The organism is Pseudomonas sp. 31-12, from assembly GCF_003151075.1.
Taxonomy (GTDB): Bacteria; Pseudomonadota; Gammaproteobacteria; order Pseudomonadales; family Pseudomonadaceae; genus Aquipseudomonas.
Map to the genome: position 1 here is coordinate 5,774,351 of NZ_CP029482.1, position 22,555 is coordinate 5,796,905.

Consider the following 22,555-nt stretch of genomic DNA (forward strand, 5'->3'; position numbering starts at 1 on the left):
TTTTACGCTCAAAAAACCCACTTCATGCCACTTTCCGCCACTTGCGCACACTATAGGAATGCGGCCACCGCACCGTCAAGGCGCGGTTTAAAGGAAAACCCTTACAGAACTGAGATTTAGGAGGGTAAACAGAGGTGCAACGAGAATCTGACGTGTGATTTTGCTCAATAACTTGAATCAGCACAGAAGGCTGCGTTCGAAAGTTAAAGTAATTTGTTAAGAGTAAGATTTTTTCGGTATTACGAAAGTGTTCTGGCAACGATTCTGGAAGGAGGGAAATTGCTACTACCAGCACCCTGCTCAATGATTAAAGCAGGGGGAGAAAAAAGGTGGAGAGTCGATCTGTAAGCCGGGTTCTGTCTTGAACAGTCATTCGTCTACGATGGCCATCACTGGACATCTTTAGCAACCTACCCGGTCCCAGCGCGGGCCACGCCTTGGGACCCTATTTGGTCTTGCTCCAAGTGGGGTTTACCTAGCCACGAACTGTTGCCAGACGTGCGGTGCGCTCTTACCGCACCTTTTCACCCTTACCGGCGCCGAAGCGCTTAGGCGGTTATTTTCTGTGGCACTTTCCGTAGGCTCACGCCTCCCAGGCATTACCTGGCACTTCGCCCTATGGAGCCCGGACTTTCCTCCCCCCCCTAATTTTCATAGAGGGCAGCGACTGTCCAATCGACTCTCCGCCGCGAAGGTTAACGGCAGAGCGGCCGAAGAACAAGCGCTAAACGCCTTCAGCTGATCCTGCGCGTCGGGTTTTTACTCGCCCTTCTGTTTATCCAGCGCCACCTGATAGAGCACATTCTTGCGCTCACCGGTAATTTGCGCCGCCAATGCCGCCGCACGCTTGAGCGGCATTTCTTCAAGCAACAGATTGAGGATGCGCATGGCTTCGCTGCTGACCGCGTCCTCGGTCTCAGGAACCGACCAGCCGGCCACCAATACCACGCACTCGCCGCGCTGCTGATTGCTGTCCGACTCGACGAACTCGCGCAACTCGGCCAGCGGCAAACCTTTGAGGGTTTCGAACGTTTTGGTGATTTCACGGGCCAGCAACGCCGGACGCTCGGGGCCGAACACCAGCTCCATGTCTTGCAGGCACTCAAGGATGCGATGTGGCGCTTCATAAAAAATCAGCGTGCGCGGCTCTTCCTTGACCAGCTCGAGGCGAGCACGGCGACCGACAGCCTTGGCCGGCAGGAAACCTTCGAAAATGAAGCGGTCCGACGGTAGGCCCGCCGCCGACAACGCTGCGATCAATGCACAGGCCCCCGGGACCGGCACCACATTGATCCCGGCAGCACGGGCCTGACGCACCAGGTGATAACCCGGATCGGAAATCAACGGCGTGCCAGCATCGGAGATCAGCGCCACATCGTCGCCCGCCAGCAATCGCGTGATAAAGCGGCTACCTTCATCTCGCTCGTTGTGCTCATGACAGGCTGCCAGCGGCGTCGGAATGCCGAAATGCTGCATCAAGCGCTGGGAGTGACGGGTGTCTTCGGCGGCGATCAACGCGACGTCGCGCAGGATTTTCAGCGCACGCGCACTGATGTCGTCCAGGTTGCCGATGGGCGTCGCCACCACATAAAGCGAGCCAGCAGCGGAATTCAAAGCACCTGGAGCAGTCAAAGCGCACACCTCATGATCGGTAAAAGGCGACATTGTAGCGCGTAGCGGCGCTTGCGATCGCCCCGCCCTCCTCGGGTTTTTCAGGCGTTTGTGCAGCGCTGCAACATTTGTACGAGCTAAATTGATCGATTCACGCCAGTAACATCGCGCCCCGGCCAGTGCTTGGGTACAATTCCACGCTAATTTGATCGAGTATCAGGAACACTACATGATCGCTTGCCTGCGGCTGTTCACTGCCCTCTGCCTCGCTGCCTTGCTGGCGGCTTGCGCCAGCTCGCCCTCCTCCAGCCTTGGCGAACTTCCACGGACCCCGGACGCCAGTATCGAGCAACTGCTCGAACAGGCTGCTCAAAGCAAGGACCCGGAAAAAGCCGCGCTGTTGCGCCTGAGCGCGGCCGACCTGGCTTATCGTCAGGGCAATGCCGGCCAGTCCGCGCAAATCCTGCAACAGGTTCCGGTGGAACAACTCAAGCCCGGCCAACAAGTCTTCGCCAGCACCCTGGCGGCTGAACTGGCCATGGCGCGCAACCAGCCGAAGGCGGCGCTGACTGCGCTGAGCCATCCGAGCCTGCAACGCCTGAGCGAATTGCCGGTCGAGCAACAGGTTCGCACCGGCACCGTTCATGCTCGCGCCCTTGAGGCCGATGGCCAGACACTGCCGGCTGCACGGGAGCGCATCTTCATTGCGCCAATGCTCGAAGGTGAAGCGGCCGCTAAAAACCACGAAGCGATCTGGACTCTGATCGCCTCGCTGCCAACCGATCAACTGCAACCCACCACCAATGATGATCTCGGTGGCTGGATGGGCCTGGCACTGGCGGTAAAAACCGCCGGCACCCTGGAACAGCAGCAAGCCGCGATCGACAACTGGCGCGCCCAGAACCCCAAGCACCCGGCCGCCATTCAGTTGCCGCTGCCACTGACCAAGCTCAAGGAACTGGCCAGCCAGCCGTTGAGCAAGATCGCCCTGCTGCTGCCGCAAGACGGCCCGCTGGCCTCGGTCGGCAAAGCACTGCGCGAGGGCTTCATGGCCGCTCACTACCAAGCTCAACAAGCCGGGCAGAAGCCGCCAGCCATCGAGTTCTATGACAGCTCGAAACTGACCTCGATGGACGAGTTCTACCGCAAGGCCCAGGCCGACGGCGTGCAACTGGTAGTCGGTCCGCTGGAAAAACCGCTGGTCAAACAGCTCAGCGCTCGCCCGCAACTGCCGATCACGACCCTGGCGCTGAACTACAGCGAAGGCGAACAAGGTCCGGCCCAGCTGTTCCAGTTTGGCCTGGCCGCTGAAGACGAAGCCCGTGAAGTGTCTCGTCGTGCCCGCGCCGACGGCCTGCATCGCGCCGCGATCATGGTGCCGAAAGGCGAATGGGGCGATCGCGTGTTGCGCGCCTTCAGCCAGGACTGGCAAGCCAACGGTGGCAGCATCGTTGCGACCGAACGCGTTGACCAACCAGTGCAACTGGCCCAGCAGATTGCCGACATGTTCCAGCTGCGTCAGAGCGAAGGTCGCGCCAAAAGCTTGCAAAGCACCGTTGGTTCGCAGGTAGCGGCCCAGCCTTCGCGCCGTCAGGACATCGAGTTCATCTTCCTGGCCGCGACCCCGCAACAGGCCCAGCAGATAAAACCGACCCTGAACTTCCAGTACGCGGGTGATGTGCCGGTTTACGCCACGTCACACGTATTCAGTGCCAGCGGCGATGTGAATCAGTACAACGACATGAACGGTATTCGCTTCTGCGAAACCCCATGGTTGCTGGACGCCAATGATCCGCTGCGCAAACAGGTCACCGCACAATGGCCACAAGCCGCCGGCAGCCTCGGCCGCCTGTACGCAATGGGCGTGGATGCGTATCGCCTGGCGCCGCGACTGGGCCAACTCAAGGCGCTGCCGGACAGCCGCATTGAAGGCCAGTCGGGCAGCCTGGGCATGACCCAGAACCAGCGCGTGGTGCGCCAGTTGCCGTGGGCACAGTTCGTCAGCGGCCAGGTTCAACGCCTGCCGGATACCCCGCGCTGATGCCTGACAGGTCACGCCAGCAAAGCGGTAAAGATGCCGAGCGCCACGCGCTCGAGCATCTTCAACAACAGGGTCTGCGCCTGCTGGCGCAGAACTGGTTGTGCAAACGCGGCGAGCTTGATCTGGTCATGCTTGATGGCGATACAGTAGTATTCGTTGAAGTCCGCTACAGAAAAAACACCCAGTGGGGTGGAGCGCTCGACAGCATCGATGGGCGCAAACGGCAGAAACTGATTTTCGCCGCGCAGTATTTTCTTCAGCGCGAGTCGCGTTGGGCCAATTCCCCCTGCCGCTTCGACGTGGTTGCCATCGACAGCAACCTCGATCAGTTGAACTGGTTGCAGAATGCCTTTGACAGCTGATCACGCTCGACCCGAAGCGGACACCTTTACCCAACACTTTTGCTCTTTGCTTTGCGGGCTGCACATTCATGTGCCAAGTAGCCGCGCTAATTAAGGTCACACAGATGGACATGCAATCCCGAATTCGCCAGCTTTTTCAGGCCAGTATCGACACCAAGCAAATGGCGATGGACGTACTTGCACCGCACATCGAGCAAGCCAGCCAGGTGATGGTCAACGCCCTGCTCAACGAGGGCAAAATGCTTTCGTGCGGCAACGGCGGCTCCGCCGGTGACGCCCAGCACTTCTCATCCGAGCTGCTCAACCGCTTCGAGCGCGAACGCCCGAGCCTGCCAGCCATTGCGCTGACCACCGACAGCTCGACGATCACCTCGATCGCCAACGATTACAGCTACAACGAAATCTTCTCCAAACAGATCCGCGCCCTCGGCCAGCCAGGTGACGTATTGCTGGCAATTTCCACCAGCGGCAACTCGGCGAACATAATTCAAGCGATCCAGGCCGCACATGATCGCGAAATGATTGTCGTAGCATTGACCGGTCGTGATGGCGGCGGCATGGCGTCGCTGCTATTGCCCGAGGACGTCGAGATTCGCGTACCGGCCAACGTCACCGCACGTATTCAGGAAGTCCACCTGCTGGCGATCCATTGCCTTTGCGATTTGATCGACAGCCAACTGTTCGGGAGTGAAGAATGACCCCTAATCGCCTAGGCCTTCTGGCCTTGACCCTGTGCCTCGGCATCAGCGGCTGCACTTCGGTGGTTAAAGCCAGCCGTGAAGCGCCAATTGAAGATGACCGCGGAACGCGCACCTTCGGCAGCAAGATCGACGACTCCCTGATCGACACAAAAGTCGGCGTGAACGTCGCCAAGGCCGATCCGGCCCTGGACAACGATTCGCACATCGTCGTCACCAGCTTCAACGGTGTCGTGCTGCTCGCCGGGCAAACACCGACCGCAGACCTCAAGGCCAAGGCCGAACAGGCTGCCGCTGCGGTTCAGCGGGTGAAGAAGGTGCATAACGAACTGCAAGTGCTGCCGCCATCAGGCTTCCTTGCCCGCCAGAACGACACCTGGCTGACCTCCAAGATCAAGACCCAGATGCTCACCGACCCGAACATCCCGGGTTCGCGCATCAAGGTCGTCACCGAGAACGGCATCGTTTATCTGCTGGGTCTGCTGACCAAGCAGGAAGCGGCGCAGGCCACCAACCTGGTGCAGAGCGTTTCCGGTGTGCAGAAGATTGTGAAGTTGTTTGAGTACATCGACTGACCCCTTGGGGGGAGCAGGCACAAAAAAGGCGATCCATCCGGATCGCCTTTTTTATTACTTCACCACTTTCAAACTGGGTCGACCGCTGGGACGCGGCGGCTCACTGTCGGGCGGCGGAATATCATCATCCGGCTCGATCTCTTCCTCGTCTTCCATAGGCGATTCCAGATCGAACACCATGCCCTGGCCATTCTCCCGGGCGTAAATACCCAGGATCGATGCGATAGGCACGTACAGGGTGTGCGGTACGCCACCGAAGCGCCCTTCGAAGCTGACCGCCTCGTTGTCCATGTGCAGATGACGCACGGCAGCCGGTGATACGTTCAGGACAATCTGTCCGTCACTGGCAAAACCCTGAGGCACCTGCACCGACGGATACTCGGAATTGACCAGCATGTGCGGGGTGCAATCGTTGTCCACAATCCACTCGTAGAGCGCGCGGACCAGATAAGGTCGACTGGAGTTCATAGCGGCTCCTTAAGCCTTAGCGCATATCGCGTTCGACACCAGACAGACTCGCCTGGAAAGCCTCACGCGCAAACGAGCGCTCCATGTAATCAAGCAACGGCTTGGCAGGCCGCGGCAGTTCAATACCCAAAATCGGCAAACGCCAGAGTATTGGCAATAGGCAGCAATCCACCAGACTTTGTTCCTCACTGAGGAAAAACGGCTTGTCGGCGAACAACGGCGACACGCCAGTCAGGCTTTCACGCAACTCTTTACGAGCCACGACGCGGGCGGCTTCCTTGGTCTTCGAATCCAGGATCAGATCCACCAGACCACACCAGTCACGCTGAATACGATGAATCAGCAGACGGCTATTGGCACGCGCCACAGGATAAACCGGCAGCAAGGGCGGGTGCGGGTAACGCTCATCCAGATATTCCATCACCACGGTCGACTCCCACAACGCCAGGTCACGATCGACCAGGGTGGGCAGACTTCCGTAAGGGTTCACTTCAATCAGTTTAGGCGGCTGGCGACCAGCTTCCACGTAAATGATCTCTGCGCTGACACCCTTCTCTGCAAGTACGATGCGCACTCGGTGGGAATAGTGGTCGGCGGGGTCGGAGTAACAGGCCAACCGATTGGTCACGCCCATGGCGGTCCTCCTCGCTTGTTGAAATTATCGGAAGCGGAAAAACGCACGCGCCCAGAAGACGCCTCCCGTAACGTCTGGCTTACCAGACTCGTTACACCTTCAGAGACGCCCCTGGGCGCGTGCGATTAACAGCAATTGCTTACAGCTTTATCAATGGACGTCTTTCCAGTATTCACGCTTGAGCAAGTAAGCGAATACGAAGAAGAACGCCAGGTACAGCAACACATAGGTACCGATGCGCTGATGCTGCAGCTTCACCGGGTTGGCCGAGTAGGCCAGGAAGGTCACCAGATTCTTGACCTTCTCGTCGAACTGCTCTGCGTTCAGCGTGCCGGTTTTCGGCAGCACGGTCAGCTGGTCACACGCCTCATGAGTCAGAGCCGTACCGGTCAGCGGATCGTATTGCTTCTTGCCGTCTTCGACGATTTGAACTTGTTTGCAGCCTACCACCTGACGACCCTGCAGGCCGACCAGAACGTTAGGCATCCCGACGTTCGGGAAAACTTTGTTGTTCACGCCCCAAGGACGCGACGGGTCTTCATAGAATGAACGCAGGTAATTGTAAAGCCAGTCAGTGCCACGAACGCGAGCGACCAGGGTCAGATCGGGCGGCGCCGCACCGAACCAGGTCTTGGCGTCTGCCGGCTGCATGCCGATGCTCATGTGGTCGCCAATCTTGGCGCCGGTGAACACCAGCTTCGAGAGCATCAGGTCGTGCGGAATGCCCAAGTCATCGGCAACACGCTCGTAGCGCTGGAACTTGGCGCTGTGGCAGCCCATACAATAGTTGGCGAACGTACGTGCGCCATCCTGCATGGCAGCCTGATCGGAAACGTCAATGTCGACCTTTTCCAATTCAGGAGCACCGGCTGTCGACGCGAACGAGAACACAGGCATGGCAGCAAGAATCAGTACAGCAAATAGCTTTTTCATCAGCCAGTCACCCTTTCCGGAACCGGTTTGGTCTTCTCGAGCCTGGTGTAGAACGGCATCAGAATGAAGTAGGCGAAGTACAGGAAGGTACAGACCTGCGACAGCAATGTACGGCCTGGAGTCGGAGCCAGAACACCCAGCACACCCAGAATCACGAACGAAACGCAGAACACCACCAGCCAGATCTTGCTCAGCCAGCCTTTGTAGCGCATCGACTTGACCGGACTGCGGTCCAGCCATGGCAGGACGAACAGCACCGCAATGGCCGCACCCATGGCAATAACGCCAAGGAGCTTGTCCGGCACCGCTCGCAAAATCGCGTAGAACGGTGTGAAGTACCAGACCGGAGCAATGTGCTCTGGGGTCTTGAAGGCGTTCGCCACTTCAAAGTTCGGCTTCTCGAGGAAGTAGCCGCCCATTTCCGGGAAGAAGAACACGATCGAGCAGAAGATGAACAGGAACACCACCACGCCGACGATATCTTTCACGGTGTAGTACGGATGAAAAGCAATACCATCCAGCGGTACGCCGTTTTCGTCCTTGTGTTTCTTGATGTCCACGCCGTCCGGGTTGTTCGACCCGACTTCGTGCAACGCCAGGACGTGCAGCACCACCAGGCCGAGAATCACTATCGGCAAAGCCACGACATGCAACGCGAAGAAGCGGTTCAGGGTAATACCGGAAATCAGGTAGTCACCACGGATCCACTGGGTCAGGTCGTTACCGATGACCGGGATCGCACCGAACAGCGAGATGATCACCTGGGCACCCCAGTAGGACATCTGGCCCCAGGGCAGCAGGTAACCCATGAAGGCTTCAGCCATCAGCGCCAGGTAGATCAGCATACCGAAGACCCATACCAGCTCACGCGGCTTCTGGTAAGAACCGTAAAGCAAGCCACGGAACATGTGCAGGTAGACCACGATGAAGAACATCGAAGCGCCGACCGCGTGCAGCAGACGCAGGATCGAGCCGTACTCAACGTCGCGCATGATGTATTCGACGGACGCAAACGCTTCTTCCGCCGACGGGGTGTAGCTCATGGTCAGCCAGACACCGGTTACGATCTGGTTGACCAGAACGAGCAGTGCCAGGGAGCCAAAGAAATAGAAGAAGTTGAAGTTCTTCGGGGCGTAGTACTTGCTGAGATGGTCTTCCCACATTTTGGTCGCGGGAAAGCGCGCATCAACCCAATCCATGAACTTGCTCATCACGCTTTCTCCGTATCGACGCCAACGACAATAATGTCATCAGTCTCATAGGAATGCGGGGGAACTGGCAGGTTCAAAGGCGCAGGTTGCGACTTGTAGACGCGGCCAGCCAGATCGTAGTGGGAACCATGGCAAGGGCAGAAATAACCACCTACCCAGTCCTTGCCCAGATCCGCAGGTGCCACTTCTGGACGGAAGGTCGGCGAGCAACCCAGGTGCGTGCAGATACCGATCAGCAGCAGAACTTCTGGCTTGATCGAACGCGTTTCCGGGTCGACATAGGTCGGTTGTGTCGAGTTCTTGGAGGTCGGGTCAGACAACTGGCCCTCGATCTTTTTCAGATTCCCCAGGATTTCCTCGGTACGGCGGACAATGAACACCGGCTGACCGCGCCACTCAGCAATCATCTGCTGGCCTGGCTCGATTTTGCTGACATTCACTTTCACCGGTGCACCTGCGGCTTTCGCCTTGGCACTGGGAAACCATGACCCCACGAACGGGACCGCAGCCCCCACCGCTCCTGCAGCACCCACCACGGATGTGGCTGCTACCAAGAAGCGACGCCGGCCTGCATTCACGCCGTCATTGCTCATTCAGTCCTCTCCCATCAGCTTTGTGGCCTGTTAAATCAGGCGTCTACTAAGTAAATCTGTGTACTTATAAAAATTTTGCCGAATGGTAATGAAAAGCCCCAATTCTGACAAGGTAATTACCGAGGGGCTCCACTGCCAAGCCTTGCAGTATAGGGCTTCTACGGCTGTGGCAAGTTGTCACAGCGCAATTCTTTGATAAATCGCGCCCATAAAAAAACGCCCAGCTTCGCGAGGAAACTGGGCGTTCTTTTTGAACGCGAAAGCGAATTAACGCTTCGAGTACTGCGGACGCTTACGCGCTTTACGCAGACCAACTTTCTTACGTTCAACTTCACGAGCATCGCGAGTAACGAAGCCAGCTTTGCGCAGAGCGCCACGCAGGGTTTCGTCGTACTGCATCAGTGCGCGAGTGATACCGTGGCGGATTGCGCCAGCTTGACCACTTACACCACCGCCGATCACGGTGACGTAGATGTCGAACTTCTCGACAGTCTCAGTCAATTCCAGCGGCTGACGAACTACCATGCGGGCAGTTTCGCGGCCGAAGAAATTATCCAGCGAACGGTTGTTGATGGAGATGTTACCAGTACCCGGACGCAGGAAAACGCGTGCGGTTGCGGTCTTGCGACGGCCAGTGCCGTAATTTTGAGTCGCCGACATAATGAACTATTCCGTTAAAACTTCAGTTCTTGGGGCTGCTGAGCAGTATGAGGGTGTACAGCGCCCGCATAGACTTTCAGCTTACGATACATGTCGCGACCCAGCGGGTTCTTAGGCAGCATGCCTTTGACCGCAGTCTCGATCACGCGCTCAGGGGCTTTAGCGATCAGCTTTTCGAAGTTGATCGACTTGATGCCGCCCGGGAAACCGGAGTGGGAGTAGTAGATTTTGTCGGTGGTTTTAGCACCGGTTACACGAATCTGCTCGGCATTGATAACGACGATGTAATCGCCGGTGTCAACGTGAGGAGTGTACTCAGCTTTATGCTTGCCACGCAGACGGCTCGCGATTTCGGTGGCCAGACGACCCAGGGTCTGACCTGCAGCGTCGACGACAAACCAGTCGCGCTGTACTGTTTCCGGTTTAGCAGTAAAAGTTTTCATTCTTTATAGCCTCAGGGGCCGCCCTGTAAATTAGACGGCGGATCTTACTGAATAGTGCGTACTTTGACAAGTCAAAGGCAGCCGGATACAGACGCTTTCGGGGGCTCGGGTCGGCGCGTCCGTTCAACGGCAAGATTCTTCGGCGGCGGCGCATCACTTCCACTGCAGAAAGAGGTGCGCAATTATGCAGATTGCGAAAAATATTTCAACCTGCTTTTATGATTGTTTTGCCCAAGGAGCACCCGATGGACTATCGCCAGCTAGGCCGAACCAATCTGAACGTGAGTGCCATCTGCCTCGGAACCATGACCTGGGGCGAGCAAAACACTGAAGCTGAAGCCTTCGCCCAGATCGAACGGGCCAAGGAAGCCGGGATCAATTTCATCGACACCGCCGAGATGTACCCGGTGCCGCCTAAGGCCGAAACCTACGCCACCACCGAGCGTTACATCGGCAATTACTTCAAAAGCCGCGGTGATCGCGCCGACTGGATCCTCGCCAGCAAGATCGCCGGCCCCGGCAACACCATCGATTACATCCGCGACAAAAACCTGCGACACAACCGCCAGCACATCACTGAAGCCGTGGACGCCAGCCTCAAGCGCCTGCAAACCGATTACATCGATCTCTATCAGTTGCACTGGCCGGAACGCAGCACCAACTTCTTCGGCCAGCTGGGTTACAAACACAAGATCGAAGCCAACCTGACGCCGCTCGAGGACACCCTCGAAGCGCTGGACGAGCAGGTCAAAGCCGGCAAGATCCGCCACATCGGCCTGTCCAACGAAACGCCGTGGGGCACCATGCGTTTCCTGGCGCTGGCCGAAGCCCGTGGCTGGCCGCGTGCGGTGTCGATCCAGAACCCGTACAACCTGCTCAACCGCAGCTTCGAGGTCGGTCTGGCGGAAATCGCCATCCGCGAACAATGCGGCCTGCTTGCCTATTCGCCGCTGGCGTTCGGTTTCCTGTCGGGCAAGTACGAAGGGGGCGCGCGTCCGCCGAAAGGTCGCCTGAGCCTCTACAGTCGCTTCAGCCGCTATTTCAACCCGCAATCGGAAGCTGCATGCAGCCGTTATGTGGCGCTGGCCCGTGAACACGGCCTGGACCCGGCGCAGATGGCGTTGGCATTTGTTACCCAGCAGCCGTTCGTGACCAGCAACATCATTGGCGCCACGACCATGGAGCAGCTTGAAAGCAATTTAGCGAGCTTCGAGCTGAAACTTTCCGATGAAGTGCTGGAGGGGATTGAGGCGATTCACAAGGATCACCCGAATCCTGCACCGTAACTTACGACGACGATCGTTCCCACCAGAGCGTGGGAACGATCAACGCTGCATTACAGCGACCGCGCAATAATCTCCTTCATGATTTCATTGGTCCCCGCATAAATCCGCTGCACCCGCGCATCCGCCCACGCCCGGGCGATCGGGTATTCCCACATGAACCCGTAGCCGCCATGCAGTTGCACGCATTCGTCGAGCACCTTGCATTGCAAGTCCGTGCCCCAGTACTTGGCCATCGCGGCCGTCGGCACATCCAGCTTGCCTTGCAGATGCAGCTCCAGACAGCGGTCAACAAAAACCCGGCCGATCTGAATTTCAGTGGCCATCTCCGCCAGCTTGAAGCGCGTGTTCTGGAAATCGGCAATCGCCTTGCCGAACGCCTTGCGCTCGCGGGTGTAATCCAGCGTCCATTTCAACGCGGCCTCGGCCGAAGCCAGTCCACCGATGGCCACAGTGAGACGCTCCTGAGGCAATTCCTGCATCAAGTAGGCGAAGCCCATGCCGGCCTGCCCTAACAGGTTTTCCTTGGGTACTCGCACGTCCTGGAAGAACAGCTCCGAGGTGTCCTGAGCCTTCATGCCGACTTTTTCCAGGCGCTTGCCCTTGTCGAAACCCGGGGTGTTGGCCTCGACCAGAAACAGACTGGTGCCCTTCGCGCCGGCCTTCGGATCGGTCTTGGCCACGACAATCACCAAGTCGGCCAGAAAGCCGTTGGTGATAAAGGTCTTCGAACCGTTGATCACGTATTCGTCGCCATCGAGCACGGCAGTGGTTTTCACCCCTTGCAGGTCGGAACCGGCACCCGGCTCGGTCATGGCAATCGCGGTGACCATCTCGCCAGACACCAGTTTTGGCAGGTATTTGTGCTTCAGCGCCTCACTGCCGTAATGCAGGATATAAGGCGCGACAATGTCCGAATGCAGCGAAAAACCGATGCCGGTCAGGCCGAGGCGACCGACCTCTTCGATCACCACTGCACTGTAGAGAAAGTCCGCCCCCAGCCCGCCGTATTCTTCCGGCAGATGCGAGCACAACATCCCCGCCTCTCCCGCCTTATTCCAGAGTTTACGGTCGATGTAGCCTTGTTTTTCCCATTGCCCATGGAACGGCACGGCCTCCTTTTCGAGGAACGTTCGCACGCTGTCGCGAAACAATTCGTGCTCGGAACTGAACAAGGTTCTGGGGATCATGCGGCACCTGTCGTTAATTGTTAGAAGGAATTGACCTTCAGAGACTAAGCCCCGCATCCGATACAGGACACTGGACACATCAGACAAAAAATAAGACGATCCAGCCGTCTGGTGACCACTTTCCCCTATAAGAATAAAGTTGAATTATGTCTAACCAAGTCTCCACGCCCTTGCGGCGCGTCAGCATCCTGGCTATCGACCGGGTTTTCGCTTCCACCCTCATGCAAGCCAAGGATTTCTTCCACCTGGCCAGCCTGCGCTATGGCAAACAACTGGGGCAGGGCCTGACTCCAGCGTTCGAAACGCGATTGGTCAGCCCCGACGGCAAACCGGTGAACAGCTTCAGTGATGTGATCATGCCGGTGGACGGCGGTCTGGAAAATGCCGACGTCATCATCCTTCCGGCCTTCTGGGACGATTTCGATACCCTTTGCCAACGTTATCCTCAGGTCCTGCCATGGCTGCGTCAGCAACACGCTCGCGGCGCCGTGCTGTGCGGTGAGGCGACCGGAGTGTTCTGGCTGGCCGAGGCCGGGCTGCTCAATGGCAAGGAAGCAACCACGTACTGGCGCTTTTTCAATGCCTTTGCCGAACGCTTTCCACAGGTTCAGCTCAATCAGGACAAACACCTGACCGACGCCGACAACCTGTATTGCGCAGGCGGCACTACTTCGGCGTGCGATCTCTACATCTACCTGATCGAACGCTTCTGCGGTGCCAACGTATCGCAAGCCGTGGCGCGGGACATTCTCTACGAAGTGCAACGCAGCTATTCCCCAGGACGCATCGGCTTCGGCGGGCAGAAGTTGCACCAGGACGTGATCATCCTGCAGATTCAGCACTGGCTTGAAGAACACTTTGCCGACAAATTCCGCTTCGAAGACGTCGCCCGCGAACACGGCATGAGCATCCGCAACTTCATGCGCCGCTTCCAGACCGCCACCGGTGACAAGCCACTGCATTACCTGCAACGGCTGCGTATCGAGACAGCCAAGGGCTTGTTGTCGGGAAGCCGCAAGAGCATCAAGACCATCAGTTATGAAGTCGGTTACGACGATGCGAGCTTCTTCGCGCGGTTGTTCCGCCAGCACACGGAATTGTCGCCGAACCAGTATCGACAGCAGTTTCAGCAAGCTGCATAAACAAAAAAAGGGCCTGCAATGCAGGCCCTTTTTCATTTCCCGAAATGTCCTACGGCTTGTGCGCCCGGGACAGGAATTCGTGCGACTGCATCTCCAGCAAGCGGCTAAGCGTGCGCTGGAACTCGAAGTTCAAGCGACCGCCGGTGTAGAGGTCTTTGAGCTCGACTTCAGCCGAGATGATCAGCTTGACGTTACGGTCGTAGAACTCGTCGACCATGTTGATAAAACGTCGGGCGATGTCGTCGGTGGTGACGCTCATTTGCTCGACACCGCTGAGCAGCACGGCGTGGAAGATCTTGCCCAGTTCGATGTAATCGTTCTGGCTACGCGGGCCGTCGCACAGTTCGCGGAAGTCGAACCAGGCCACATCATCACAGGTACGCACCGCACGAATCTCACGATTCTCGATCATCAGCACGTCATTCTCGATGGCGGCCGTGCATTCCGGTGTCAGGGCGCGGAAGCTTTTGCGCAAGCTTTCCTGGGCGGCTTCGTCCAGCGGGAAGTGGAACAGCTCGGCTTGCTCAAGGTGACGCAGACGATAATCGACGCCGCTGTCGACGTTGACGATGTCGGTGTTCTGCTTGATCAGCGCAATGGCCGGCAAGAAGCGCGCACGTTGCAGGCCATCCTTGTACAGACCGTCCGGCACGATGTTCGAGGTGGCGACCAGGGTCACGCCGTTTTTGAACAGCTCTTCCATCAGCGTGCCTAGGATCATCGCGTCGGTGATGTCGGACACGAAGAATTCATCGAAACAGATCACCCGGGCTTCGTCGGAGAAGCGCTTGGCGATGATGGTCAGCGGGTTTTTCTCGCCGCCAAGGGTCTTCATCTCTTCGTGCACACGCTTCATGAAGCGGTGAAAGTGAGTACGGACCTTTTCCTTGAACGGCAGCGCTTCGAAGAAGGTGTCGACCAGGTAAGTCTTGCCACGACCTACGCCACCCCAGAAATACAGACCTTTGACCGGTGCCTGGTCTTTCTTGCCAAACAGTTTGCCGAGCAGACCCGGCTTGTTGTTCGACGCAGCGACCAGATCGTCGTACAGGCGCTGCAAATGGCGCACGGCAGTTTCCTGCGCGGCGTCATGGAAGAATTCCGGGCGTTTCAGATCAGCTTGATATCGTTCTAGGGGCGTCATAATTCGTTAGCAAGGCAACAAAAACGGGCCGTCACTGTAGCGACGGCCCGTGGGAATGGCAATCGGCCCTTGGTCGGACCGAGCCGTTGATTTATTCCTGAACCGGCGTCAGCGCAACCCGCAGGGCGTCGATGGCGACGTCGCGAGCGGCGTTGTCAGCAAATGTCGGGCTGTCGCCAATGCATTCGCCTTCCAGCCAGACGCTGAAGCTGCGGTCTTCACTGCGCACATCCAACGGCAGGCCAGATTGCAGCTGCTTGGTCACCTGGCCTGCGGTTTTGCCGTCAGCGAAGTTGCGCGACAGCAGCAGTTGCTCGCCATCGGCCGCCAACAGACGGAAGCGGAAACTGCTGTCTTCTTCGCGAAAGCTGACAAAACGCGCGGCCTTCGCGGCTTTCTTCTTGGTCGTCGCAGCGACCTGGGTTTGGGCGACGAAAGAACGCAAGCCGACCGCTTCGCGCAGTTCGTGGAGGAACGGTGTCGCCACCGAACGGGCCTTTTTGGCGCCGACCTGCAAGATGTCTTCCAAGTCTGCCGGGCGCTCGATCAACTGGTGATAACGCTCGCGGGATTCGCCCAGCTCGCTGCCCAGCAACTGGAACAGACGATTCTTCGCTTCGCCCCAACCCAGGCCCTGCAACAGTTCGCTGCGGAATTCATCGGCCTGCGCCGGCGTGGCAAACGCCTGGAACAGAGTGAACAGATGCGAATTATCCGGATCCTTGGCTTCGCCCGGCGCGCGGGAGTCGGTGACGATCCGCGAGATCGCGTCCTTCATTTCCTTGGCGCTGCTGAACAACGGAATGGTGTTGTCGTAGCTCTTCGACATCTTGCGACCGTCGAGGCCTGGCAGCGTGGCGACGCTTTCTTCGATCAGCGCCTCGGGCATGGTGAAGAATTCTTTGCCCTGGCCGAACAGGTGGTTGAAGCGCTGGCCGATGTCACGGGCCATTTCCACGTGCTGAATCTGGTCACGACCGACCGGCACCTTGTGCGCGTTGAACATCAGGATGTCCGCGGCCATCAGCACCGGGTAGCTGTACAAGCCCATGGTGATGCCGGCATCCGGGTCTTCGCCGGTCTCGACGTTCTTGTCCACCGAAGCCTTGTAGGCGTGGGCGCGGTTGAGCAGGCCCTTGGCAGCGACGCAGGTCAGCAGCCAGGTCAGCTCGGGAATTTCCGGGATGTCGGACTGGCGATAGAACGTCACACGGTCTACATCCAGGCCACCGGCCAGCCAGGTCGCGGCGATTTCCAGACGCGAGCGCTGGATGCGCAGCGGGTCATCGCATTTGATCAGGGCGTGGTAGTCGGCCAGGAAGTAGAACGAATCGGCATTGCTGTCACGGCTGGCGAGGATCGCCGGGCGGATGGCACCGGCGTAGTTGCCCAGGTGCGGCGTGCCGGTGGTGGTGATGCCGGTGAGGATACGGGTACGAGTCGTCATGGGTAATCGCTTGTCAGACTGCAATCAATTCGAGAGACGCGGCAGGATCAGATCCTTGAGATCGGTCAGCTTGCCATGAAAAAAGTGTCCGCATTCTGCCACTTTCAGCAGCTCATGGGGACGTTCGAGCTTGTCGGACCACTCGTAGACGAGTTGTGGATCGATAACTTCGTCGGTTTCCGGCTGGATCAGGGTCAATTCGCCCTGATGCGGCAGTTGATCCTGATCGCCCAGGCGCATGACGGCTGGCGCCACCATGAACACATGCTTGAGCTGCTCGCCCTTGGCTTCCAGGCGTCCGCCGAGACTTGCTGCAACAAAACCACCGAAGGAGAAACCGAACAGGGTCAGCGGCAAGTCAGGATGTTTGGTCCGCAACCATTCGGCGGCGGCCTGAGCATCATCGACCTCACCGGTGCCCATGTCGTGAGTGCCTTCGCTGGCACCGACGCCACGGTAGTTGAAACGCAACGTGATCAAACCGGCGTCGCGCGCGGTGCGCTGCAAGGTCGAGACCACTTTATTGAGCATGGTCCCACCCTGCACCGGGTTCGGATGGCAGATCAGCGCCAGGCCGCGCGGCTGCTCATTATCAAGATAAAGGGCTTCCAGTTGGCCCGCCGGGCCATCAATCACTACAGGGGTTTCGCGCATAAGCAAGGAAGGAACTCCGTGACCTCGAATCGGGTCGACTCGTCTAGCAAATTGTCTGTGCCAATCTATTGCGAGTGAATCGCGGTATACAGCGCAGGTTCGAGCCGTTAACGTAAAGCAAAGCCGTTTATAGAGGAAGGACTCGTGGAACACTCGCTCTTAGTTTGGTTGTTGCCGACTCTTGCCCTGGTTGTGGGTGTCGCCATTGGTTTCCTGATCGCTCGCCTGGTGCCGAATGCCGCGCCGAGCAGCACACAACGTCAGCTGGATGACATTCAGGAACGTTTCGACAGTTATCAGAACGAGGTGGTCACTCACTTCAACAGCACTGCAAACCTGGTCAAGAAGCTGACTGCCAGCTATCAGGAAGTGCAGGATCACCTCGCCGAGGGTGCCAACCGCCTGGCCCTGGACGAGCAGACTCGTCAACGCTTGCTGGCCGCCCTGCACGCCGACGCGGCGCAGGCTCCACGGGAACGCCTGACGCCACCGCGCAATCAGGAGCCGCCTCGTGATTACGCACCGAAAGCCCCGAACGCGCCGGGCATGCTCGATGAACATTACGGCCTGAAGAAGTAATCAGGTTTTGCGCGACATGAAAAAGCCCCCGGATGAGTAATTGTCCGGGGGCTTTTTTAATTTTGAAGTTTTCATCGCCTGTTCTGTCCCCTTCGCGAGCAAGCCCGCTCCCACAGGGGATTTGTGCTTTGCCACATTGTTGTGATCGACACAGAACACTGTGGGAGCGGGCTTGCTCGCGAAGGGGCCGGAACTGGCGACAAAAAAAACCGCCCGATCTGCTGAGAATCGGGCGGGCTTTTTTACGCCTGGGGTTCAATCAGACAATTACGGATACTGCTGAACCGTACCCGGCTGCTGCTGACCACCATACTGCTGACCCGGAATCGCCTTCAGGTTGACCTCGACACGACGGTTCTGCGCCCGGCCATTTGTATCACCGTTGCTGGCAATCGGGTTATCCGGCCCGGCACCGCGAGCCGACAGGTTCGCACCGCTGACGCCTTGCGAGGTCAGGTAAGTCGCTACGCTCTGCGCTCGACGCTGGGACAGGTCCATGTTGTGCTGGCGACTGCCGGTGCTGTCGGTATAACCGACGATTTCGATCTGGTTCTGGCTGAACTCCTTGAGCGAGCCAGCCAGATTGTTCAGCGGCTGATAGAAGCTGGAAGCGATATTCGCCGAATCGGTAGCGAACGTGATGTTGCCCGGCATGATCAACTTGATCTGGTCACCCTGACGCTGCACCTCGACGCCAGTGTTGGCCATGCTGGCACGCAACTTTTTCTCTTGCTGGTCAGCGTAGTAGCCGTAACCGGCAGCGGAAGCACCCACGACGGCTGCGCCGATCAGCGCGCCCTTGCCACGGTTATCGTGACCGATGGCGGCACCAGCCAAGGCGCCAGCCAGAGCGCCGAGGCCACCGTATTTAGCGGTTTTGCTCATGCCCGTGGAGCCACTGTCAGCCTGGCCCTGATTGTCATAAGGGTTAGGCGAGGCGCAGCCAGACAGCAAGGCCACAGCCGTAGCGACAATAATCAAACGCTGCTTGGTGAACATGAAGAGCTCCTACTTTTGCATTCTGGGGTGCAACGGACAAAGGCATTGGACCTTTGCGGGTGTTGGATCATTTTGCCCGGCGAAAATTCCATCGGTTACATTCAAGCCCGCACAAACGGGTTCTCGCGCATTTCATCGCCCAGGCGCGTGTCCGGACCATGCCCGGTCACCACCGTCGCTTCTTCGTCGAGCGTATAAAGCCGCTGCTTGATCGACCGCACGATGGTCGCCTGATCGCCACCCCACAAATCCGTGCGCCCTACCCCGCGACGAAACAGCGTGTCGCCGGCAATCAGCAGCTTGGCCTCGGCAAACCAAAAACTCATCGAACCCGGCGTATGACCCGGCGTGTGCAACGCCACGCCGCACCCGCAAGCCAGTTCTTCATCGTCGGCCAACCAGCGATCCGGCGACGGCACCGGCGTGTAAGGCACACCGAACATCTGGCACTGCATCTCCAGATTGTCCCAGAGGAACTGATCTTCTTTATGCAGGTGCAGGGTTGCGCCGGTTTTCTCCTTGAGTTGTCCGGAGGCCAGAAAGTGATCCAGGTGCGCATGGGTGTGGATGATGCTCACCACCTTCAAGCCCAGGGCATCGAGGCGCGCCAGGATCAACTCATGATTGCCGCCCGGGTCGACCACGATGGCTTTTTTGGTGATCGGGTCACCGATGATGGTGCAGTTGCACTGCAAAGGGCCGACGGGGAAGGTTTCGCGAATCAGGGTGGGCTGCTGGGACATCTGGGCATGCTCGGAAAACAGGGATGGGCAATTTTGGCACAAAACCGTAGCAAGTCTTTTTGTGGACCCTGTAGATCTTGAAAATGCGCTACCCCAACACGCCCAACTCTTTAGCTCGCGCCACCGCCTGCGTGCGCCGCTCAACACCAAGCTTGCTGTTGATGTGGCTGGCGTGGGTCTTGACCGTGTGCAGCGAGATGAACAGTTGATCGCTGATTTCCTGGTTGGAGCAACCTTGGGCGATCAGGCGCAGGACGGCCAGCTCACGGGCGCTGAGCTGTTCCGCCCCGGGGGATGCCTCCAATACCGCGCGAGGGGCCATGACCGGAAGTTTTTCGGCCAGGTTCTGCGACACCACTGTCGGGGCACAGAGCTGCAGTTGCCCACGCAGCCAGTCCGGGTGTTCGGTCAGCAACGCGTCGAACGGTTGCAGGACGCCCCCGTCAGCCGCTTCCAGCGCCTGAACCAGCGCCTTGCGGGCTTCGGGTTCACGGCCGCACGCCAGCAACAGGGTGATTTTCTGAGTCAGCGCCATCACGCTGAGCATTTGCCGTCCCGATTTCTGTCCATGCTCAAGCAGCGCGTTCAAACGCCCCTCGGCCAGCATCGGTTGCCCCTGAATCACCTCCAGCAAGGCTTGCTGCAATTCGATGTGCAGCGGCAGCTGTGGATGAAATTCCGGCGGCGCGGCCGCATGGTCGCCGTTGTAGGTCTGGCCCAGTCGTGCCAGCCAGGCTTCGGCCAGATCGGTACGCCCCTGGGCCAGCCAGAGTTCGCATTTGACCAAAGTGATCATCGCCAAGTAATAGATCGGCGGCACGTCCCAGATGTGCATCAAGCGTTCGGCTTCGGCAAGTTCGGCGAAGGCTTTGGCGAACTCGCCGCTGCTGCCCTCAAGCCGGGCGATCACGCAGTGACCGATCAACACGCTGATATCGCGACAGGCTCGGGCTTCACTCAACCCGGCTTGCAGACGTGCCCGCGCGGCTTGTGGTTGCAAGCGAACGGCCAGCAAAAAGCCCTCGTACAAGGTCAGCCGTGCACGCACGGCGTAAAGCCGTTGCGGGGATAACCCTTGCAAGCGTTGCAGCCCCTGACGGACTTCTTGCAGTGAACGCAGGATTTCCCCACGCGCCTGCAACACACGTGCGCGGTCGTAATGGGCCAGCGCTTCGAACAGCGGGTTGCCGACCCGTTGCGCCAATTCCAGCGATTCGCGGTTCAAGCTGCGGGCACGCCACAGGTCGCCGTCGGCGATCGCCAGGTTGGACAAGGTCGAAAGGCACATCAGCCGTTGCCCGTAGCGCTTGGCCGGCAGGCTCTCCAGCGCTTCGGTGCAGTAAAGTTGCGTGAGCGCGCGATGGCCTCGCCCCCGGGCGATGATACCGCTCAGGGCCAGCCATTGCGCCAGCATGGACTTCTGCGCGGTGGCCGACGGGGCTGGCAGGAAGCGGCTCAAATGGGCCGCAAGCTCCTCGGCAGCGTCCAGCTGACAGGCCAGCCCCAACGCCCAGCTGTAGAGCACGATCAGCCGCGGTGTACTGATCAGCAGGCTGTCAGGCAAATCCATTTTCCAGCGCAGCAGCATGCCGACGTTCTGTTCGGCGAGCAGTTGTTCTTCAGAGAGGTTTTGCACCAGGTTCGCCGCAACGTCCAGGTGCCCGGCGCGTAACGCCTGCTCCACCGCCTCGTCGAGCAACCCTTGTGCATTGAACCAGCGACAGGCGCGCAGGTGCAGGCTGGCGGCCGGCACGATCGACTGGGTAGTGGGCCGGGTACGCAGCAGATCGGAAAACAGGTGGTGATAGCGATACCAGCGGCCGTGCTCGTCCAGCGGTACCAGGAACACTTGGTGCGCCTGGAGGAAACGCAGGATTTCGGCACTGTCATGGGCCTCGCGAACCGCGTCGCAGAGCTCGCTGCAAAAACGCTCCTGAGGCGCGGTGTCGTAAAGGAATGACTGCACTTCGGCGGGCAGACAATCAATGACTTCTTCAAGCAGGTAGTCGCGAATCAGCCCTTCCCCACCATGCAACGACTGCGACAACGCACCGTCGGTGCCTGCCTCGGAGGCCGCCAGCAACCAGAAACGCAAGCCGGCGACCCAGCCTTCACTGCGCTGGATCAGGTTTTCCAGCGCCTCGCCTCGCAATGAACTGCTGTGTCGATCGAGCAGTGTGAGGGCCTCATCGTGGGTCAGCCGGAGGTCCTGCTCATGCAATTCGAGCAGTTGCCGCGACAGGCGCAAACGCGCCAGGTGCCAGTCCGGACGCTGTCGACTGGTCACCATGACCAGCAGGCCATCGGGTAAATGATTGAGGAAAAACTGCAGGCAGCGATCGAGCACCGGCCCCTGGGCCAGATGATAGTCATCCAGCACCAGCAGCAAAGGCGTCATCGGCGAAAGGTGGATGGCCAACTCATCCAGCAATCCGTCGAGCCATTCTTCGAAGGCGAATGGTTGATGGCGCTGGCGCATTTTCAGCAGGCCCAGCGCCTGGCTGCCGAGCTTCGGAAAGTAGTCCTGAAGACCGTCGAGCAAACGTTCGAGGAAACGTCCCGGATCACTGTCCCGAGGACTCAGACCCAGCCATAGACTTTGCCAATGGGCCGGCAGCCCCTGGCAGAACTCCACCGCCAATGAACTCTTGCCGAACCCGGCGGGTGCGCTGACCAGCAACAGCCTGCCACCGAGGCCGGCACTCAAGCGCTCGCACAGACGAGGCCGCAGCACATGGCCGTCAGGCAACGGGGGCCGAAAAAAGCGCCCGTCCAGTGCCGCGACGGCAACGCTTGCAGGGCCCGGGAGTGGGGACAGATCAGTCATGGCCGGCTCTTGTTTGAATTGCGGGTGGCGGCGTTGCAGATGTCCGCAGACTATCGGTAAACGAAGAGGGAATGAAGGTTATTGCTACAAATGGCTACAAAAAGAATACAAGCAGAAGTGTCGAGCAAACCCGACAGTCACACCGCCCTCGTAGCAGCTGTCGAGCCTGCGAAGCTGCGTTCGGCTGCGAAGCAGTCGTAAAACCATGCAACGCGGTCTGCCAGACAAACCGCGTGCACCGAATTTACGAGGACTTCGTCCTCGAACGCAGCCTCGCAAGCTCGACAGCTGCTACAACGATCATTATGAAATTCAAAA

The 22,555-nt window shown here is 58.6% G+C and carries 22 protein-coding genes and 1 other RNA gene; 7 read left to right on the plus strand and 16 right to left on the minus strand.

Translation table 11 applies throughout. The features are described from left to right. Positions 1-329: 329 nt before the first annotated feature. Both rnpB and rsmI read right to left on the minus strand, forming a co-directional pair. Positions 330-683: RNase P RNA component class A (gene rnpB / locus DJ564_RS27205), an RNA gene on the minus strand. A 76-nt stretch (positions 684-759) separates the two neighbouring features. Continuing rightward, positions 760-1,665, minus strand: a complete 906-nt coding sequence (rsmI, locus tag DJ564_RS27210; protein ID WP_167362276.1) for a 16S rRNA (cytidine(1402)-2'-O)-methyltransferase — start codon at positions 1,663-1,665, stop codon at positions 760-762. A gap of 175 nt (positions 1,666-1,840) precedes the next feature. Between rsmI and DJ564_RS27215 the strand changes: the two genes are divergently transcribed. The 4 genes from DJ564_RS27215 to DJ564_RS27230 all read left to right on the plus strand — a co-directional run bounded on the left by DJ564_RS27215 (position 1,841) and on the right by DJ564_RS27230 (position 5,287). Beyond that, entirely contained in the window at positions 1,841-3,652 is a 1,812-nt protein-coding gene (locus DJ564_RS27215) for a penicillin-binding protein activator (RefSeq protein ID WP_109634716.1), read from the plus strand. Further along, positions 3,652-4,014: a YraN family protein gene (locus DJ564_RS27220; protein WP_007904371.1), complete on the plus strand. Its 363-nt coding sequence runs from the start codon at positions 3,652-3,654 to the stop codon at positions 4,012-4,014. The genes DJ564_RS27215 and DJ564_RS27220 overlap by 1 nt, the downstream gene beginning before the upstream one ends. A 104-nt stretch (positions 4,015-4,118) precedes the next feature. Then, on the plus strand, positions 4,119-4,712 hold the full coding sequence (locus DJ564_RS27225) for a phosphoheptose isomerase (RefSeq protein WP_008025961.1): 594 nt from the start codon (positions 4,119-4,121) through the stop codon (positions 4,710-4,712). Beyond that, positions 4,709-5,287: a BON domain-containing protein gene (locus tag DJ564_RS27230; RefSeq protein WP_109634717.1), complete on the plus strand. Its 579-nt coding sequence runs from the start codon at positions 4,709-4,711 to the stop codon at positions 5,285-5,287. Before DJ564_RS27225 ends, DJ564_RS27230 begins: the two co-directional genes overlap by 4 nt. Before the next feature lie 54 nt (positions 5,288-5,341). On the opposite strand, the gene DJ564_RS27235 is transcribed toward DJ564_RS27230, so the two are convergent. From DJ564_RS27235 to rplM, 7 genes are all read right to left on the minus strand, one after another. Beyond that, entirely contained in the window at positions 5,342-5,755 is a 414-nt protein-coding gene (locus tag DJ564_RS27235) for a ClpXP protease specificity-enhancing factor (RefSeq protein WP_008155980.1), read from the minus strand. 16 nt (positions 5,756-5,771) lie between these two features. Then, positions 5,772-6,389 (minus strand): glutathione S-transferase N-terminal domain-containing protein, encoded by a 618-nt coding sequence (locus DJ564_RS27240; RefSeq protein WP_027922678.1) that lies wholly within the window; start codon positions 6,387-6,389, stop codon positions 5,772-5,774. 150 nt (positions 6,390-6,539) lie between these two features. Next, positions 6,540-7,322 (minus strand): cytochrome c1, encoded by a 783-nt coding sequence (locus DJ564_RS27245; RefSeq protein ID WP_109634719.1) that lies wholly within the window; start codon positions 7,320-7,322, stop codon positions 6,540-6,542. Beyond that, on the minus strand, positions 7,322-8,533 hold the full coding sequence (locus DJ564_RS27250; protein WP_109634721.1) for a cytochrome bc complex cytochrome b subunit: 1,212 nt from the start codon (positions 8,531-8,533) through the stop codon (positions 7,322-7,324). Before DJ564_RS27250 ends, DJ564_RS27245 begins: the two co-directional genes overlap by 1 nt. Further along, positions 8,533-9,126 carry a ubiquinol-cytochrome c reductase iron-sulfur subunit gene (gene petA / locus DJ564_RS27255; protein WP_008060255.1) on the minus strand — a complete coding sequence of 198 codons (594 nt, stop codon included), beginning with the start codon at positions 9,124-9,126 and terminating at the stop codon, positions 8,533-8,535. Before petA ends, DJ564_RS27250 begins: the two co-directional genes overlap by 1 nt. A gap of 267 nt (positions 9,127-9,393) precedes the next feature. Further along, positions 9,394-9,786, minus strand: coding sequence for a 30S ribosomal protein S9 (rpsI, locus tag DJ564_RS27260; RefSeq protein WP_002555064.1), 393 nt, complete (start codon positions 9,784-9,786; stop codon positions 9,394-9,396). 14 nt (positions 9,787-9,800) lie between these two features. Continuing rightward, positions 9,801-10,229, minus strand: coding sequence for a 50S ribosomal protein L13 (rplM, locus tag DJ564_RS27265; protein WP_007905295.1), 429 nt, complete (start codon positions 10,227-10,229; stop codon positions 9,801-9,803). Between the two features lie 245 nt (positions 10,230-10,474). Here rplM and DJ564_RS27270 point away from each other — a divergent pair, with 245 nt between their 5' ends. Next, positions 10,475-11,515 (plus strand): NADP(H)-dependent aldo-keto reductase, encoded by a 1,041-nt coding sequence (locus DJ564_RS27270; RefSeq protein WP_109634723.1) that lies wholly within the window; start codon positions 10,475-10,477, stop codon positions 11,513-11,515. A 50-nt stretch (positions 11,516-11,565) separates the two neighbouring features. On the opposite strand, the gene DJ564_RS27275 is transcribed toward DJ564_RS27270, so the two are convergent. Next, the gene (locus tag DJ564_RS27275; protein WP_109634724.1) at positions 11,566-12,702 is read right to left on the minus strand and encodes an acyl-CoA dehydrogenase family protein; all 1,137 of its coding nucleotides are present in this window, start codon (positions 12,700-12,702) and stop codon (positions 11,566-11,568) included. Positions 12,703-12,947: 245 nt separating this feature from the next. On the opposite strand from DJ564_RS27275, the gene DJ564_RS27280 reads away from it, so the two are divergent. Next, positions 12,948-13,844 carry a GlxA family transcriptional regulator gene (locus DJ564_RS27280; RefSeq protein ID WP_178082360.1) on the plus strand — a complete coding sequence of 299 codons (897 nt, stop codon included), beginning with the start codon at positions 12,948-12,950 and terminating at the stop codon, positions 13,842-13,844. 49 nt (positions 13,845-13,893) lie between these two features. Here DJ564_RS27280 and zapE read toward each other — a convergent pair whose 3' ends face one another. The 3 genes from zapE to DJ564_RS27295 all read right to left on the minus strand — a co-directional run bounded on the left by zapE (position 13,894) and on the right by DJ564_RS27295 (position 17,089). After that, on the minus strand, positions 13,894-14,988 hold the full coding sequence (gene zapE, locus DJ564_RS27285; RefSeq protein WP_109634727.1) for a cell division protein ZapE: 1,095 nt from the start codon (positions 14,986-14,988) through the stop codon (positions 13,894-13,896). Positions 14,989-15,079: 91 nt separating this feature from the next. Continuing rightward, on the minus strand, positions 15,080-16,435 hold the full coding sequence (locus DJ564_RS27290; protein WP_109634729.1) for a tryptophan--tRNA ligase: 1,356 nt from the start codon (positions 16,433-16,435) through the stop codon (positions 15,080-15,082). A gap of 24 nt (positions 16,436-16,459) precedes the next feature. Further along, entirely contained in the window at positions 16,460-17,089 is a 630-nt protein-coding gene (locus tag DJ564_RS27295) for an alpha/beta hydrolase (RefSeq protein ID WP_109634731.1), read from the minus strand. A 144-nt stretch (positions 17,090-17,233) separates the two neighbouring features. On the opposite strand from DJ564_RS27295, the gene DJ564_RS27300 reads away from it, so the two are divergent. Further along, the gene (locus DJ564_RS27300) at positions 17,234-17,668 is read left to right on the plus strand and encodes a YhcB family protein (RefSeq protein WP_109634733.1); all 435 of its coding nucleotides are present in this window, start codon (positions 17,234-17,236) and stop codon (positions 17,666-17,668) included. Between the two features lie 267 nt (positions 17,669-17,935). On the opposite strand, the gene DJ564_RS27305 is transcribed toward DJ564_RS27300, so the two are convergent. From DJ564_RS27305 to DJ564_RS27315, 3 genes are all read right to left on the minus strand, one after another. Next, on the minus strand, positions 17,936-18,667 hold the full coding sequence (locus tag DJ564_RS27305) for an OmpA family protein (RefSeq protein ID WP_109634734.1): 732 nt from the start codon (positions 18,665-18,667) through the stop codon (positions 17,936-17,938). A 101-nt stretch (positions 18,668-18,768) separates the two neighbouring features. Beyond that, entirely contained in the window at positions 18,769-19,410 is a 642-nt protein-coding gene (locus tag DJ564_RS27310) for an MBL fold metallo-hydrolase (RefSeq protein WP_109634736.1), read from the minus strand. Between the two features lie 88 nt (positions 19,411-19,498). Beyond that, positions 19,499-22,237: a LuxR C-terminal-related transcriptional regulator gene (locus DJ564_RS27315; RefSeq protein ID WP_109634737.1), complete on the minus strand. Its 2,739-nt coding sequence runs from the start codon at positions 22,235-22,237 to the stop codon at positions 19,499-19,501. Positions 22,238-22,555 lie beyond the last annotated feature (318 nt).